General features: G+C 67.6%; 13 protein-coding genes and 1 other RNA gene. 6 read left to right on the top strand and 8 right to left on the bottom strand.

The genetic code is table 11. From position 1 onward, the window contains the following. Positions 1–33: 33 nt before the first annotated feature. Both AC1D3B_RS27330 and cysK read right to left on the bottom strand, forming a co-directional pair. Positions 34–1,692: an NAD(P)/FAD-dependent oxidoreductase gene (locus AC1D3B_RS27330; protein WP_478193809.1), complete on the bottom strand. Its 1,659-nt coding sequence runs from the start codon at positions 1,690–1,692 to the stop codon at positions 34–36. Between the two features lie 72 nt (positions 1,693–1,764). Further along, positions 1,765–2,685, bottom strand: coding sequence for a cysteine synthase A (cysK, locus tag AC1D3B_RS27335; RefSeq protein ID WP_478193810.1), 921 nt, complete (start codon positions 2,683–2,685; stop codon positions 1,765–1,767). Positions 2,686–2,752: 67 nt separating this feature from the next. On the opposite strand from cysK, the gene rnpB reads away from it, so the two are divergent. Further along, positions 2,753–3,088, top strand: an RNA gene (rnpB, locus tag AC1D3B_RS27340) — RNase P RNA component class A. A gap of 137 nt (positions 3,089–3,225) precedes the next feature. On the opposite strand, the gene AC1D3B_RS27345 is transcribed toward rnpB, so the two are convergent. Together AC1D3B_RS27345 and AC1D3B_RS27350 are read right to left on the bottom strand one after the other, a co-directional pair. After that, the gene (locus AC1D3B_RS27345) at positions 3,226–3,933 is read right to left on the bottom strand and encodes an RNA pseudouridine synthase (protein ID WP_478193811.1); all 708 of its coding nucleotides are present in this window, start codon (positions 3,931–3,933) and stop codon (positions 3,226–3,228) included. Positions 3,934–3,943: 10 nt separating this feature from the next. Beyond that, on the bottom strand, positions 3,944–5,629 hold the full coding sequence (locus AC1D3B_RS27350; protein WP_478193812.1) for an MBL fold metallo-hydrolase: 1,686 nt from the start codon (positions 5,627–5,629) through the stop codon (positions 3,944–3,946). A gap of 126 nt (positions 5,630–5,755) precedes the next feature. Between AC1D3B_RS27350 and AC1D3B_RS27355 the strand changes: the two genes are divergently transcribed. The 3 genes from AC1D3B_RS27355 to AC1D3B_RS27365 all read left to right on the top strand — a co-directional run bounded on the left by AC1D3B_RS27355 (position 5,756) and on the right by AC1D3B_RS27365 (position 9,016). Then, complete coding sequence (locus AC1D3B_RS27355; RefSeq protein WP_478193813.1) at positions 5,756–6,760, top strand: Bug family tripartite tricarboxylate transporter substrate binding protein; 1,005 nt, start codon at positions 5,756–5,758, stop codon at positions 6,758–6,760. Between the two features lie 69 nt (positions 6,761–6,829). Further along, positions 6,830–8,227: an NfeD family protein gene (locus AC1D3B_RS27360; protein WP_478193814.1), complete on the top strand. Its 1,398-nt coding sequence runs from the start codon at positions 6,830–6,832 to the stop codon at positions 8,225–8,227. A 3-nt stretch (positions 8,228–8,230) separates the two neighbouring features. Next, positions 8,231–9,016, top strand: coding sequence for a slipin family protein (locus AC1D3B_RS27365; protein WP_478193815.1), 786 nt, complete (start codon positions 8,231–8,233; stop codon positions 9,014–9,016). 26 nt (positions 9,017–9,042) lie between these two features. Here AC1D3B_RS27365 and AC1D3B_RS27370 read toward each other — a convergent pair whose 3' ends face one another. Continuing rightward, positions 9,043–9,963, bottom strand: a complete 921-nt coding sequence (locus tag AC1D3B_RS27370) for a LysR family transcriptional regulator (RefSeq protein ID WP_478193930.1) — start codon at positions 9,961–9,963, stop codon at positions 9,043–9,045. A gap of 157 nt (positions 9,964–10,120) precedes the next feature. Between AC1D3B_RS27370 and AC1D3B_RS27375 the strand changes: the two genes are divergently transcribed. Both AC1D3B_RS27375 and AC1D3B_RS27380 read left to right on the top strand, forming a co-directional pair. Continuing rightward, positions 10,121–10,870: an SDR family oxidoreductase gene (locus AC1D3B_RS27375; protein WP_478193816.1), complete on the top strand. Its 750-nt coding sequence runs from the start codon at positions 10,121–10,123 to the stop codon at positions 10,868–10,870. Positions 10,871–10,937: 67 nt separating this feature from the next. Next, positions 10,938–11,912 carry a magnesium and cobalt transport protein CorA gene (locus tag AC1D3B_RS27380; RefSeq protein ID WP_478193817.1) on the top strand — a complete coding sequence of 325 codons (975 nt, stop codon included), beginning with the start codon at positions 10,938–10,940 and terminating at the stop codon, positions 11,910–11,912. On the opposite strand, the gene AC1D3B_RS27385 is transcribed toward AC1D3B_RS27380, so the two are convergent. The 3 genes from AC1D3B_RS27385 to AC1D3B_RS27395 form a co-directional block, all read right to left on the bottom strand. Further along, on the bottom strand, positions 11,882–12,682 hold the full coding sequence (locus tag AC1D3B_RS27385; protein ID WP_478193818.1) for a GntR family transcriptional regulator: 801 nt from the start codon (positions 12,680–12,682) through the stop codon (positions 11,882–11,884). The two genes, AC1D3B_RS27380 and AC1D3B_RS27385, sit on opposite strands and share 31 nt — an antisense overlap. A 65-nt stretch (positions 12,683–12,747) precedes the next feature. Further along, positions 12,748–13,428, bottom strand: a complete 681-nt coding sequence (locus AC1D3B_RS27390; RefSeq protein WP_478193819.1) for a response regulator — start codon at positions 13,426–13,428, stop codon at positions 12,748–12,750. Further along, positions 13,425–14,939 carry an ATP-binding protein gene (locus tag AC1D3B_RS27395; protein WP_478193820.1) on the bottom strand — a complete coding sequence of 505 codons (1,515 nt, stop codon included), beginning with the start codon at positions 14,937–14,939 and terminating at the stop codon, positions 13,425–13,427. Before AC1D3B_RS27395 ends, AC1D3B_RS27390 begins: the two co-directional genes overlap by 4 nt. Between the last annotated feature and the right edge of the window lie 30 nt (positions 14,940–14,969).

A 14,969-nucleotide genomic window follows, 5' to 3' on the forward strand; every position in this document is an offset into this window, starting at 1 on the left:
AAGCCGCCTTCGGGCGGCTTTTTCATGGGCGCTTCACGCGGATCGGGTAATGCCGAGCGCCACGGCTTCGGCCACCCTGATGCCATCGACGCCCGCCGACAGGATGCCGCCGGCATAGCTCGCGCCTTCACCCGCCGGGAAGAGCCCGCGCACGTTGAGGCTCTGGAAGTCCTCGCCGCGCGTGATCTTGATCGGTGACGACGTGCGCGTCTCGACGCCGGTCAGTACCGCGTCGTGCAGGTCGAAGCCCTTGATCTTGCGGCCGAAGGCCGGAAAGGCTTCGCGCATGGCCTCGATGGCATAGGCGGGCAGGGCGGCATGCAGGTCGGCCGGCGTCACGCCCGGCTTGTACGAAGGCTCGACGCTTCCGAGTTCAGTCGACGGCTTGCCCGCGATGAAGTCGCCGACCAGTTGGCCCGGCGCGCGGTAGTCGCCGCCGCCGAGTACGAAGGCGTTCGATTCCAGCTCGCGTTGCAGCGCAATGCCGGCGAGCGCCGATCCCGGGTTGCCATCGCTCCAGCCCGGATAGTCGCGCGGATCGATGCCCACCACGATGCCCGCATTCGCATTGCGTTCGTTGCGCGAATACTGGCTCATGCCGTTGGTCACGACGCGGCCCGGCTCGCTGGTCGCCGCCACCACCGTGCCGCCCGGACACATGCAGAAGCTGTAGACCGAGCGCCCATTGCTCGCGTGGTGCACCAGCTTGTAGTCGGCTGCACCCAGCAGCGGATGGCCGGCATGCCGGCCCCAGCGGGCACGGTCGATGAGTCCTTGCGGATGCTCGACGCGGAAGCCGATCGAGAAGGGCTTGGCCTCGATGTGCACCCCGCGTTCGTGCAGCATCTCGAAGGTGTCGCGCGAGCTGTGGCCGAGCGCCATCACCACGTGGTCGGCGCGCAGCTCGCTGCGCTCGCCGGTGCGCTGGTCAAGCACGGTGAGGCCGCGCAGGTGCTTGCCTTCCGGGGCATCCTCGATGTGCACGTCGATCACGCGCTGCTCGAAGCGGATTTCGCCGCCCAGCGAGACGATCTGTTCGCGCATGTTCTCCACCACCTTCACCAGCTTGAAGGTGCCGATGTGCGGATGCGCGACATAGAGGATCTCCGGCGGCGCGCCGGCCTTGACGAACTCTTCCATCACCTTGCGGCCGAGGAAGCGCGGGTCCTTGATCTGGCTGTAGAGCTTGCCGTCGGAGAAGGTGCCGGCGCCGCCTTCGCCGAACTGCACGTTCGACTCGGGGTTGAGCACGTTCTTGCGCCACAGGCCCCAGGTGTCCCTGGTGCGCTGGCGCACGGTCTTGCCTCGCTCCAGCACGATGGGCTTGAAGCCCATCTGCGCCAGCATCAGCGCGGCGAAGATGCCGCAGGGGCCGAAGCCAATCACCACCGGGCGAAGCGGCAGTTCCGCCGGTGCCTGTGCCGGTGCGCGCCATGTCATGTCGGGCGTGGGCCCGACGCGCGGGTTCTCGGCGAACTTGGCGAGGACCTTGGCCTCGATCGCCGGATCGGCGAACGTCACGTCGACGATGTAGACCTGTAGCAGCTCGGCCTTGCGCGCGTCGAAGCTGCGCTTGAAGACGTGGATGTTGCTGATCGACTCGGGCGGCGTGCCCAGCGTGATCGCAACGGCCTTGGAGAGCGCCGCGTCATCGTGGTCGAGCGGCAGTTTGATTTCGGAGATTCTCAGCATGTCGTGGGCTTGTGTTTATCAAGCAGGGATGCCGATTATCGGCAACGCCAGCCGGCGCCGCCAGCGGGGGGCTCAGGCGGGCAGGAAGCCGTCTACCGACAGGTAGCGCTCGCCGGTGTCGTAGTTGAAGCCCAGCACCACCGCGTTCGGCGGCAGCGAGGGCAGCTTCTGTGCGATCGCGACGAGCGTCGCGCCGGACGAGATGCCGACCAGCATGCCTTCCTCCCGCGCGCAGCGCCTCGCCATCTCGCGCGCCGGCTCGGCATCGACCTGGAGCACGCCGTCGAGCAGCTCGGTGTCGAGGTTCTTCGGGATGAAGCCCGCGCCGATGCCCTGGATCGGATGCGGCGAAGGCTGGCCGCCGGAGATGACGGGCGAGGCCACCGGCTCGACCGCGAAGACCTGGAGCTTCGGCCACTTCTTCTTGAGCACGCGGGCGCAGCCGGTGATGTGGCCGCCCGTGCCGACGCCGGTGATGAGCACGTCGATGCCTTCCGGAAAATCGGCCGCGATTTCCTCGGCCGTGGTGCGCTCGTGCACCGCCACGTTGGCCGGGTTGTTGAACTGCTGCGGCATCCACGCGCCGGGGGTGCCGGCCACGATTTCCTCGGCGCGCGCGATCGAACCCTTCATGCCCTTCTCGCGCGGCGTGAGGTCGAAGCTCGCGCCGTAGGCCAGCATCAGCCGGCGGCGCTCGATCGACATGCTGTCGGGCATCACGAGGATCAGCTTGTAGCCCTTGACGGCCGCGACCATCGCGAGGCCGATGCCGGTGTTGCCGGAAGTGGGCTCCACGATGGTGCCGCCGGGCTTCAGCGCGCCCGATCGCTCGGCTTCTTCCACCATCGATAGCGCGATGCGGTCCTTGATGGAGCCGGCCGGGTTGGCACGCTCGGATTTGATCCAGACCTGCTGCGTCGCGTGACCGAACAGGCGCTGGATTCGAATGTGCGGCGTGTTGCCGATGGTCTGGAGGATGTTGTCGGCTTTCATACGGTCTCCATGGGGCTGGCCCCGGATGAGGAAATGAGGATCGCCATTGTGGCGATAATCGCCGCGTGAAGCACGCTGGACCGCCGCTGGTGCATGTCTCGAAAGAGCGCACTGGAGGAACGTCCGGACTGCACAGGACAGCGCAGGAGCTAACGGCTCCCCACCGCGAGGTGAGGATCAGAGCAACAGAGACGAGTCGGCCAGGGGCAACCTTGGCCGGGTGAAACGGGCAATCTCTGCGCGCAGCAACACCAAGTAGGCCAGCGTCGATGTGGTTCCGCAGAGCTGGCGGGTAGGTGGCACCGAGCCGTTTGGTGACAAACGGCCCAGAGTAATGGCGGTCACGCTGAAGTCCCGCAAGGGCTTCAGTGCACAGAATCCGGCTTATAGGCGTGCTTCACATTATTTTGGCTCGCCCCCAGGCTTCGCGCACTTCGTGTCGCTTCGCCAACCCCCTGCCGGGGGCGGGCCGGCCGCTTCGGGCGGCCGGGCGCGGCGGCCCTCACGAAGGGCGCCGGCCGGTCCGGCGGCTTTCTCTTCCTAGAAGCGCTCGCTCGGGGTCAGGTAGCGCCACTGGTTGGGGAGCAGGCCTGCCAGGGGGACGCGGCCGATTCTGATGCGTTTCATGGCCAGGATCTGCAGGCCGGCGTCGTCGCAGATGCGGGCGATCTGGCCGGGGCGGGCGCCCTTGAGGGCGAAGCGCAGGCCGGTGTGGCCTTCGGCCTGCTGGCCGATGCTGACGCGGGCGGGGGAGCGTTCGAGGCGGGCCAGCGTTTCGGGGCCGACCGGGCCGGCGACGTCGACCATGACTTCGTTTTCGAGGATGCCGGCGTCTTCCTGCAGCTTGCGCTCGATGCGCCATTCCTGGGTGAAGACGACGAGGCCGCTGGCGCCGGTTTCCAGCGGCGTCATGCAACGCTGAGCGGCCACATGGCGCGGCAGGAAGCGCAGTCCGGCGCGTTCGGGGTCGTGGTGGTTGGCGGGCACGAGCAGGCGGTGCGCGTTGTCGGTGGGCATGCCCGCGGGCTTGTGGAGCAGCAGCGTGACGGGCACCACCGGTTGCGGCCGGGCGCCGGCTTCGATCTCGACGTTCTGGTCGGCGCGCACGCGGGATTGCGGCAGCAGCGCGGGTTCGCCGTCGACGCGGACCGCGCCGTTCTCGATCAGCAGTTCGGCTTCGCGTCGCGAGCATGCCGCGAGTGCGGCGACGCGCTTTGCGAGGCGTACGCCTTCTTCGGCTTCGGTCACGCGGGCATCCTCATGGCTTGGCCGACTGCAGGATGCGCTCGACATGCGCCGCCAGCGAACGCGCGGCCACGGGCCACATGCGCTCGGGCACATCGTCGTAGGCGATCGGCAGCCAGTCCTCGGGCGTGCCGTCGGGCAACTGACGCATGGCGGCGGCGATCTTGGCCTCGCGCTTCAGGCGGTGCGCCTTCAGGTAGGCGATGGCGGTGCGCGCCTCGCCCAGCACATAGCCGTGCGCCGGGAGGATGAAGGTGACGCCGCCCGAGGTGCAAGTGGCGGCCAGCCTGTCGAGGGAATCGAGGTAGGCGTTCATGTTGCCGTCCGGCGGATCGACCACGGTGGTGCTGCCATTGAGGATGTGGTCGCCGGAGAACAGGAGACCGTCTTCCTCCAGGACCAGGCACAGGTGGTTGGCCGCGTGGCCGGGGGTGTACACCACGCGCAGCGTGTGCGTGTGCGCCCTGGCTTCGGCCTTGTCGACCGCTGCCTGCGGCGCCAGTATGAGGCGCTCCCTGTCTTTCAATGCGCGGTCCGGCTTGAACCGCGCCGTGGAGCGTGCGGTCGGCGCCGAGGGCAGGCCGAGGATCGGCGGCTGGGTCTTGCACAGCTTCTGCAGCGGCAGGGCGCCGGGCGAATGGTCGGCGTGCGAATGCGTGCAGACGATCATGCGGATGTCGCCATGCGTCGCGCGCCACAGCCGGCCGATGTGGTCGAAGTCGTTCGGGCCCGGATCGATGACGATGTAGCCGGTGCTCGCATCGCCGACGATGTAGGTGTTGGTGCCGGGGCCGGTCATGGGGCTCGGGTTGGGCGCGGTCAGGCGCTGCAGGTTCTTCAGTAGCGGCACGACATGCTCGCTCTGCCAGTCGAGCGTGTGCACGAGCTGCCCGTCGGGGCTGACCATCGCCAGTTCGCCGAAGGGCGAATCGGTTTCCATGTAGCGTGCTTCCTGCCCTGCGAGCATGCCCGCGCGGGGGCAACTGGTCCACAGCGGGCCTTCGCCTCCATGGCGGTTGGCGCAGGCGTCGAGCACGGCGTCGACGGTCTCGTAGACCGCCAATCGTTCGAGCGTGCGCAGCGTCGGGAAGATCATGAAGAAGGTGCCGGCCTTGTGGCGCGCCAGTGCATCGGCCGGCCGCACCCAGCAGGGCTCGAACTGCTCGGTCTCGTCGGCCGCCGGCGTCTGGCCCTCGGGCATGCGGGCGACGAGAAAGGGCACATCGAAGCGCTTGGGCAGGTCGCGGTCGGTGATCCAGTGCGCGAAGGTGTAGACCTTGTCGGTCGACAGCAGCAGCCCGCGTTCGATGCACTGGTCGGCGAAGGCGACGGTGGTCGTGGCGGTGCTGCGATCCATGGAGGCGACCTCTTCGGCGCTCACCGGCCGGCCGTCCGGATGGTGGGCCAGCAGGACGCCCAGTTCCTCGAAGCTCTCCCGAATGGCGGCGATGGCCTGCGTGAGCTGCACGCGACTCTGCGTGCGGCGGCGCGTGGCGATGGACCGCGCGGTCGTGTCGCCTTCGTCGATGCGTCCGCCGGGGAACACGTAGGCGCCTGGCGCAAAGCTTGCGGTCGGCGAGCGCCGCGTCATCAGCACCTCGACGCCTTCCGGCGTATCGCGCAGCAGCAGTACGGTCGCCGCAGCCCGCACGGGCGCCGGTTCGCGTTGGGGATGGAGCAATTGGGTGGGGCGTACCATGGGTCGCGATTATCGGGAGTGAGGTCAAAAGTCCATACGGAGCGACCGTGTGCATAAGCTTCTACACGATCCACCATGAGCAAAACGCCACAATTCCGGCCTGCTCATCCGTCTCGAAAGACTGTCATGTCCGATTCTCCCCCCAGCCGCGCTCGGCGTCTTCTTGCGCTCTCGGCGGTTGCCTTGTGGGCCGCAGCGCCCGTCGCCTTTGCCCAGCCCGACTGGCCCCAGCAGCCCGTGACGCTGATCATGGGTTTCCCGGCCGGTTCCGGCGTCGACGTGGTCGCCCGCGCGATCCAGGAGCCGCTGCAGCACAAGCTCGGCCAGCCGGTCATCATCGACTACAAGTCGGGCGCCGCCGGCAACATCGCGAGCGAGTACGTCGCCCGCGCCAAACCCGATGGCTACACGCTCGCCTTCGGCACGGCGGCCACGCATGGCAGCAATGCGGCGCTCTACAAGAAGCTGCCTTTCGACGTGGAGGCCGATTTCATCCCGGTCGCGCCCGTGCTCGACGTGTCGAACGTGCTCACCATCAATCCCGACGTGATGAACGTGAAGACGCTCAAGGAATTCGTCGACCTCGTGAAGGCCAATCCGGGCAAGTACAACTACGCCTCGACCGGCAACGGCGCCGGCACGCACATGGCTTTCGCCGAGTTCAATTCGCGGCTGGGCCTCGAGATGGTGCATGTGCCCTACAAGGGCGGGCCGGAGGCCATCACCTCCGTCGTGCGCGGCGAGACCTGCTGCATCATGAACCAGGTGCAGACCGTGCTGCCGCAGTACAAGGCCGGCAAGGTGCGCCTGCTGGGCGTCACCACGGCAAAGTCCGTGGCCGCCATCAAGGAAGTGCCGACCATCGCGTCGAGCGGCATCCCCGGCACCAAGGGCTTCGACAGCTCGATCTGGTTCGGCATCTTCGCGCCCAAGGGCACCGACCCGCATGTCGTCGACAAGCTCAACGCCGCCGTCAAGTCCGTGCTTGAGCAGCCCGAGATTCGCGAAAAGTTCGAAGGCCAGGGGAACACGGTGCGCATCGAGACGCCCGCGCAATTCAGGCAGACAGTTCACGACAACCGCGTGAAATGGGCCGAAGTGGCCAAGGCGGCCAACGTCAGTATTGACTGACCCCCAGGCTTCGCGCCTCGCGCGTTACTTCGATGTGACAGCGCTTCTTGAGGTCCCTAGAATGAGGCGATGAGGTCCGCCAGCGCATGGTTGATGGGACTGGTCCTCCTCGCCCTTGCGGCGGGCGTGGTCCATGCCCAAGCCGTGCCTCCCGCCGGCTCGTCATCCTCTTCCGCAGGCCCCGGCCGCGTCGTGCTGATGGACCTCGACGGCGCCATCGGACCTGCCTCCGTCGACTACGTGCGCCGCGGGCTCAAGCAGGCCGCGGCGGAGAACGCGCGGCTCGCCGTGATCCAGATCGACACGCCCGGCGGGCTGGACGCCTCGATGCGAAGCATCATCAAGCACATCCTGGCCTCGCCGGTCCCGGTGGCGACCTTCGTCGCACCGGATGGCGCACGCGCCGCCAGCGCCGGAACGTACATCCTCTACGCCAGCCACATCGCTGCCATGGCGCCGGCCACCAATCTCGGGGCCGCGACACCGGTGGCCATCGGCATGCCGACCCCGGCGGCGCCGGCCGGCAAGCCCGACGCTTCCGACAAGAGTCCGGAGCACGTTGGAGACGCAATGACCGCCAAGCGCCTCGCCGATGCGTCCGCCTACATCCGCAGCCTTGCGCAACTGCGTGGGCGCAATGCGGACTGGGGCGAACAGGCGGTGCGCGAATCCGTCAGCCTCTCGGCGCAGGAGGCGCTGGAGAAGAACGTCATCACCCTGATTGCGCAGGACGTGAACGATCTGCTGAAACAGGTGAACGGCCGCGAAGTCCGCACGATCCAGGGCAACATCCGGCTGGCCACCCAGAACGCCGAGCTGCTGGTGGTCGAAGCCGACTGGCGCAGCCGGCTGCTGTCGGTGATCACCGAGCCGAGCCTGGCGCTGATCCTGCTGATGGTGGGCGTCTATGGCATGCTCTTCGAGTTCTCCAATCCGGGCTTCGTGCTGCCGGGCGTGGTGGGTGCCATCAGCCTGATGCTTGCGCTCTTCGGGCTGCAGATGCTGCCGGTCAACTATGCGGGGCTGGGGCTGATCCTGCTCGGGATCTCCTTTCTCATCGCCGAGGCCTTCCTGCCGACCTTCGGCGTGCTGGGCGTGGGCGGCGTCGCGGCCTTCTCGATCGGCGCGCTGCTCCTGATCGACAACGACGTGCCCGGTTTCGGCGTGCCGCTGTGGCTGATCGGCGTGCTGGCGGTGGGTTCTGCGGTGTTCATCCTCGTGGTGGGCGGCATCGCCGCCAGAACGAGACGCCGTCCGCCCGTGCTGGGCGTCTCGACGCTGGTCGGTGCCACTGGCGAGCTGGTCGAGTTCGCGGACGGCGAAGGCTGGGCGCAGATCCAGGGCGACTACTGGAAGGTGCGCGGTGCGGAAGGCCTGCTTCCGGGGCGGAGGATTCGCGTGACCCGCGTGCAGGGCCTCGCCTTGCAGGTGGCCGAAGACATCCAGGAGAGCCCCGCCGGGGCGTGACGCATGTCCATCAATTTCAGCCTCGTGTCGGTCGGCTTCCTCGTGCTGTTGGGCGCGATGCTCGCGGCGGCTTCGTTGCGCGTCCTGCGCGAGTACGAGCGCGGGGTGGTCTTCCAGCTCGGCCGCTTCTGGAAGGTCAAGGGGCCGGGGCTGGTGATCCTGCTTCCCGGCATCCAGCAGATGGTGCGCGTGGGATTGCGCGTGATGGTGCTCGATATTCCCAGCCAGGACCTGATCACCCGCGACAACGTGTCGGTGAAGGTGAACGCTGTTCTCTACTTCCGCGTCATCGACCCGGAGAAGGCCATCATCCAGGTGGAAAAGTACTTCGAGGCCACCAGCCAGCTCGCGCAGACGACGCTGCGCGCGGTGCTGGGCAAGCACGAGCTCGACGACCTGCTGGCCGAGCGGGAGCGGCTCAACCTCGACATCCAGAAGACGCTGGAGGCGCAGACCTTCCAATGGGGCATCAAGGTGACCAACGTCGAGATCAAGCACGTCGACCTCAACGACAACATGGTGCGTGCGATCGCGCGACAGGCCGAGGCCGAGCGCGAACGGCGCGCCAAGGTGATCCATGCCGAAGGCGAGTTGCAGGCCTCGGTCAAGCTGGCCGAGGCCGCCGAGATCCTCGGGAAGCACCCGCAGGCGATCCAGTTGCGCTATCTCGAAACGCTCACGGTGATCGCGGCCGACAAGAACTCGACCATCGTGTTCCCGTTGCCGGTGGACATCATCGGCCCGCTGCTGCAGGGAATGAATCGCCGGAGCGAAGGGCCGAACACCTAAGCACCTGACGGAGCCGATCGGCCCGCTCAACGGGCGAAAGCGTCCACCCCCTGCACCAGCCGCTTGGCCAGGCGTGCCTGCCTGAGCTGCTCCAGCCACCAGTCCAGCGCGCGGCCTTCGTGTTCACCGCGCCAGGCGACGTAGAGGATGTTGGGCTCGCGCGGATCGGCCGTCTGCTTCTCGACCAGTTCACCGCGCTGGAGCAGCGAAGCGACGCGCTGCCGAGGCAGCCAGCCGACGCCGAGGCCTTCGCGCTGCACCTGGATCTTCGCGTGCATGGTTGGTACCGCCAGCGTCGCCTGTCCGCCCTGGACGCCATAGACGCTGCCCTCGGTGCTGCGCGATGTGTCAGCGACCACCACGGCGCGGTGGCTGACGATCAGGTCGCGGCCCAGCGGCTCCTTCACCTCGGCAAGCGGATGCCGCGGTGATACGGCGAACACCCATTCCATCACGCCGAGCTCGAACCAGCGCAGCCCCTGGATGGAGGGCGGCTCGTTCGTCGCTCCGACCACGATGTCGGCGCGACCGTCGCGCAGCGCCTCCCAGGTCCCCCTCAGGACCTCGTGGGTCACACGCAGCGGAACGCCGGACTCCAGGGCGTCGAAGGCGTTGATCACCGGGATCAGCGTCTCGAACTCGATCACCTCGTCGGTCACGATCCAGAGGCGATCCTCCCAGCCGCTCGCGACCTGCCGCACGCGCTGGGAGAGCCGCGACACGTCCAGCGCCAGCCTCGCCGACTCCTGCGCAAGGAGCTGCCCGGCGGGCGTCAGCTGCAAGCGGTAGCGACGGCGATCGAACAACAGCGCGTCGAAGCGCTCTTCGAGCTGCCGGGCCGCGTGGGAGACGGTCGAGGGCGCCTTGCCGAGCCGTGCGGCGGCGCGCGAGAGGCTGCCGTGTTCGCGGATGGCTTCCAGCAGCGCGAGTTCGTCATCTGACAGCATCTTGAAGTCCTCGAACCAGTTCGAGAGGATGATGGCATGTCCGGCCAACATGTTCGATGCCTTCGCACATGTGCATCGCGAAGACGGCACGTCAAACGGGGCTCAAAGGCGGACCATTCAGATCACGGTAATTCACCGCAAACCACTGGAGTCCACCATGAATCGCTTTCAAGACAAGACAGTCCTCGTCACCGGCGGCACGAGCGGCATCGGCCTCGCAACCGCCAAGGCCTTCGCCGCCGAAGGTGCGCGCGTGATCATCACCGGGCGCGACGACGCTGCCCTCGAAAAGGCGCAAGCCGAGCTGGGCCCCCGCGCCCTTGCCATCCGCAACGATGCCGGCGCGCCCGGATCGGCGAAGGAACTCGCCTCGGCCCTCTCCGGCCACGGCGTGAAGCTGAGCGCGGTCTTCCTCAATGCAGGCATCGCCCGGTTCGCCAGCCTGCCGGACGTGACCGAAGCCTTCTGGGACGAAGCCTTCAACATCAACGTCAAGGGTGTGTTCTTCCAGATCCAGGCGCTCACGCCCCTGCTCGACAAGGGTGCGTCCATCGTGATCAACGGTTCGATCAATGCGCACATCGGCATGCCGAATTCGTCGGTCTACGCGGCGAGCAAGGCGGCTGTCATCTCGCTGGCGAAGACGCTGTCGGCCGCGCTGCTGCCGCGTGGCGCCCGCGTCAACGTGGTCAGCCCCGGTCCGGTGCACACCCCCCTCTACGGCAAGCTGGGGCTCGACGCGGCGACGCTGGAAACCACCGCCGCGCAGATCCAGTCGCAAATACCGCTGGGCCGCTTCGGCACCCCCGAGGAAATCGCATCCACCGTGCTGCACCTGTCCGCACCGGAGTCAGCGTTCATCGTGGGCACCGAAATCATCGCCGACGGCGGCATGAGCCAGCTCTGATCCGCGCGATGACTGCGCGAGCCCGTGGCAAGATGGCCCCGTCATCGTCATTGCCCGGGCTCTTCGCATGCTAGTCAATTGCGTCGTCTACGAAGACGGCACCAAGCTCGCCGACATTCCGGTCTCCCGGATCAGCGACTACGTTTCGCTGCCGGGCTGTTTCGTGTGGGTGGCGCTGCACGATGCCACGCCCGAGGAACTGGGCGAAGTGCAGGCGGAGTTCGGCCTGCACCCGTTGGCGGTCGAGGACGCCCAGCATGGGCATCAGCGGCCCAAGGTCGAGGAGTACGACGATTCGCTTTTCGCAGTCATGCACCTGCTGGAGCCGGAGGGGTCGGAGACGTCAAGGCTGAACATCGGGGAGATCGATGTCTTCGTGGGCCGCAGCTACGTGGTGTCGGTGCGCAATCGCAGCGAGCACGGCTTCACCGAAGTCCGCGAACGCTGCGAGCGCGAACCCGAACTGCTCAGGCACGGCCCGGGTTTCGTGCTGTACGCGCTGATGGACGCGGTGGTCGATCGATACTTTCCGATCATCGACGCGTTCGAGGTCGAGATCGAAACCATCGAGCAACGGATCTTCACCAAGGGCGCGGCGCGCGAGAGCATCAAGCGGTTGTTTGACCTGAAGCAACGCCTGACGGTGCTGAAGCACGCGGTCGCGCCGTTGCTCGAAGGCGCGGGCAAGCTGCACGGCGGCCGGGTGCCGCAGATCTGCCTGGGATCGCAGGAATACTTCCGCGATGTGATCGACCATCTCGGGCGCATCAATTCATCCATCGATACCATCCGCGACTCGATCGGTACCGCGATCCAGGTCAATTTCTCGATGGTCACCATCGAGGACGGCGAGGTCACCAAGCGCCTGGCCGCATGGGCGGCGATCTTCGCGGTGTGCACCGCGTTCGCCGGCATTTGGGGCATGAACTTCAAGAACATGCCGGAGCTGGAATGGCGCTACGGCTACCTGGCCGCGCTGGCGCTGATCGCCGGCTTTTGCGGCTACCTGTACTACCGCTTCAGGCGCGCGGGCTGGGTCTGAGCCGATCCCTCGGCGAAGAGGCTGGCCAGGTCGACTTCCTGCTCGGCCGAGGCGCCGGCGATCACGCGCTGCTCCAGTTCGTCGAGGTGCTCCATTGCCGAATCGACCGCGCGTTCGAGCGATGGGCCCATCAGGGCTTCGATGATCTGCTCGTGCTCGCGCGGTGCGCAGCTCGCGGCCTCCACGGTGTCGTAGAGCGCCTTGTAGAGCTCGGTGTTGGACACCAGGCGCTGGAGGTAGGAGAGCAGGTCCTCGCTCCCGGCCATCTGCGCGAGCAGCAGGTGGAACTCGCCCGCCAGCCGGATCGCGTCTTCGCGACGGCCTTCCTTGAATGCACGCTGCTCGGCCTGGACATGCTTGCGCAGTGTCGCCGTCTGTTCGCGCGAGAGCTGGCCGAAGAGCGTGGTGATCAGTCCCGCCTCGACGATGCGCCTCGCACGGTAGACGCCTCGCATGTCCTCGATCGACGGATTGGGGACGAAGGCACCGCGGTTGTGTTCGAGCACGAGTCGCTTCTCGCTGCCGAGTCGGGCCAGCACCTTGCGGATCGCGCCGCGTGTGCAGCCCAGCGCTTCGGCCAGCGCGCGTTCGCGCAGCGGCGTGCCGGGGCGGAGCTTGCCACTCAGGAGTGCCTTCGACACGGCTGCGTACACGCGTTCGTCCACGCTCGCGTCGGTGGTCGGTGCGTCGTCCGTCGCGTCGTTGACTGGGGCTCCGGGATTCCGGGGCGAGGCGGGGGCGGGAATGCGGCGACGGACGGATGTGGGCATGAAGATCCGGGGATGGGCGCCGGCAAGGGCCGGCGATCACCGGAAATGGTAACCGTGTGCGGGCGTCAGTCGCCGGGCTCTTCGAAGGCGAAGCCGACGCCATAGACCGAGCGGATCCAGTCGTGCGTCGGCCCTGCGGCGGCCAGCTTGCGGCGCAGGTTCTTGATGTGGCTGTCCACCGCGCGCTCCGTCACGTCGGCGGTGTCCTCGTAGGCGAGGTCCAGCAATTGCGATCGGGAGAAGATGCGGCCCGGTTGTCGTGACAGCACCTGCAGTAGCCTGAATTCGAGGCGTGTGAGGTTGAGCGGCGCATCGTCGAGCGCGGCGCGCCAGTGGACGTCGTCCAGGACGACCCGCTTCCGTGTCGGCGGCGTTTCCTTGCCGGCAAGGCTGCGCCGGAGTACGGCACGAACGCGTGCGACGACCTCGCGCGGCGAGAAGGGCTTGCACACGTAGTCGTCGGCGCCGAGTTCGAGTCCGAGCAGGCGATCGACTTCCTCGATGCGCGCGGTGATCATGATGACCGGATGGGCCGTGTGCTCTCGCGCCCGCTGCAGCACGGACAGGCCGTCCAGCCGCGGCAGCATGATGTCGAGCAGCGTGAGATCGGGCGGACTGGCGATCATCCGTTCGAGCGCGCTCTCACCGTCGGCCACGCGTTCCGTGTCGTAGCCCGCGTGCCGCAGATAGTCCACGAGCACCGAGCCGATGTCGTCTTCGTCCTCGACCACCAGGATGCGTGTCATGCCGGATCCTCCAGCGGCAAGGTCACGGTGATGCGCAGCCCGCCGAGCGGCGAGGCGGCTGCGTCGATTGATCCCTCGTGGGCCTCGATGGTGGCGCGGCAGATCGCCAGCCCGAGTCCCGAACCACCCAGCGCCCGGCTGCGCGAGGCCTCGCCCCGGAAGAGGCGTTCGAACAGGCGCGGCAGTTCGCCCGGGGGGACTGCCGGCGTGCTGTCGTCGAACTGGAGAACCAGCCGTTGCCCGCCTTCGATGCGTGCGTCGGTTCGCAGTCGGCCGCCGGTGTCCGTGTACGACAGCGTGTTCTCGATCAGGTTCATGAAGACCTGGTGCAGGCGGCGCGCATCGCCCTGCATCAGCGGCTGGTGCGCGGCGGCCAGTTCCTCAAGAGGCGCTGCGTCGAGCGTGATCCCGCGCTGCACGAAGCGTTCGCGCGTGAGCGCCAGCGCCTCCTTCAACAGCGTGAGCGGAAACACTGGCGCGAAGGGCGGTGTCGCATCGTCCTGCTCGCGCATACTGCTGCGCAGGTCGTCGACCAGTTGCCCGAGCCGCATCACCTGCCGGTGCAATCGAAGGGCGGTCTTGTCGTCGAAGCTACGCACGCCGTCCTGCAGTGCCTCGATCTCGGCGCGCATCGCGGCGAGCGGCGTGCGCAACTCGTGGGCGACGTCGGCCAGCCAGGCGCGGCGCGAAGCCTCGATGTGGTCGAGGCGCTCGGCCATGTCGTTGAAGGTGCGGCCCAGCAGGGCGAGCTCGTCCTGCCCGCGCACGGGTACACGTGCATCCAGGCGCCCCTGCGCGATGCGTTGCGCACCTTGCGTCAGCGCGTCGATGGGCGCGAACCATCGGCGTGCCAGCACCCATGACAACAGCAGCGCGATGGCCAGGCCCGCGACGCCGGTCCAGATGACGAAGCTCGACTGTCGCGCGACGAAGGCGCGGTCGGCATCGGTCTCCAGTCCCTGTAGCGGTGCGAGGACGAGGCTGCCGATCAGGCGCTCGCCATCGCGCAGCGGAAGGCGGGCGGCGATCGACGGGTCGATCTTGGCGCCGGCCACCCAGGCGCCGGTGGCGTCGACGAGACCCAGGCGCTGGTAGACGGAATCCGGATTGCCGCGCGGGTCGCCGGAAGCGTCCGGGGGCGGAGGCGGCATGCGACGCGAGGGAAGCAGGTCCGGTGGCGGCACGGGCGGTGGTCGACCTGCGTCCCGGAGCGGCGGTCCGTCTTGCCATGGAGGCGGCCGGGCATCGCGCATCGGGCCGAACCCGCCCATCTGCACCTGATGCCACGCGGCGGGGTCGTTGCGCAGGGTGTCCCAGTTGCCCTTTTCCGCGTGATGCTTCTTGAGCAGTTCGGCGAGCCAGTCCATCCGCCGGATCTCGATCTCGGCGACGTAGGGTCCGAGCCCGCGTTGCAGCCCGAGCCGCGAGAAGCCCGCGAAGATCAGCAGCAGCGCCAGCAGCAGGACCGCCAGCGCAAGGAAGATCTTTCGGAAGAGCGTCAGGCGAGGCATGGTGGCGGCGGGCGGGCGAGCCGATTGTGC

The sequence above is a fragment of the Variovorax sp. P5_A3 genome, assembly GCF_056400665.1.

What these genes read in the sequence shown, in the direction of transcription:
- AC1D3B_RS27330 (WP_478193809.1), bottom strand. Translation starts at nt 1,692, where the DNA reads ATGCTGAGAATCTCCGAAATCAAACTGCCGCTCGACCACGATGACGCG.
- cysK (WP_478193810.1), bottom strand. Translation starts at nt 2,685, where the DNA reads ATGAAAGCCGACAACATCCTCCAGACCATCGGCAACACGCCGCACATT.
- AC1D3B_RS27350 (WP_478193812.1), bottom strand. Translation starts at nt 5,629, where the DNA reads ATGGTACGCCCCACCCAATTGCTCCATCCCCAACGCGAACCGGCGCCC.
- AC1D3B_RS27355 (WP_478193813.1), top strand. Translation starts at nt 5,756, where the DNA reads ATGTCCGATTCTCCCCCCAGCCGCGCTCGGCGTCTTCTTGCGCTCTCG.
- AC1D3B_RS27360 (WP_478193814.1), top strand. Translation starts at nt 6,830, where the DNA reads ATGAGGTCCGCCAGCGCATGGTTGATGGGACTGGTCCTCCTCGCCCTT.
- AC1D3B_RS27365 (WP_478193815.1), top strand. Translation starts at nt 8,231, where the DNA reads ATGTCCATCAATTTCAGCCTCGTGTCGGTCGGCTTCCTCGTGCTGTTG.
- AC1D3B_RS27370 (WP_478193930.1), bottom strand. Translation starts at nt 9,963, where the DNA reads ATGCTGTCAGATGACGAACTCGCGCTGCTGGAAGCCATCCGCGAACAC.
- AC1D3B_RS27375 (WP_478193816.1), top strand. Translation starts at nt 10,121, where the DNA reads ATGAATCGCTTTCAAGACAAGACAGTCCTCGTCACCGGCGGCACGAGC.
- AC1D3B_RS27380 (WP_478193817.1), top strand. Translation starts at nt 10,938, where the DNA reads ATGCTAGTCAATTGCGTCGTCTACGAAGACGGCACCAAGCTCGCCGAC.
- AC1D3B_RS27385 (WP_478193818.1), bottom strand. Translation starts at nt 12,682, where the DNA reads ATGCCCACATCCGTCCGTCGCCGCATTCCCGCCCCCGCCTCGCCCCGG.
- AC1D3B_RS27390 (WP_478193819.1), bottom strand. Translation starts at nt 13,428, where the DNA reads ATGACACGCATCCTGGTGGTCGAGGACGAAGACGACATCGGCTCGGTG.
- AC1D3B_RS27395 (WP_478193820.1), bottom strand. Translation starts at nt 14,939, where the DNA reads ATGCCTCGCCTGACGCTCTTCCGAAAGATCTTCCTTGCGCTGGCGGTC.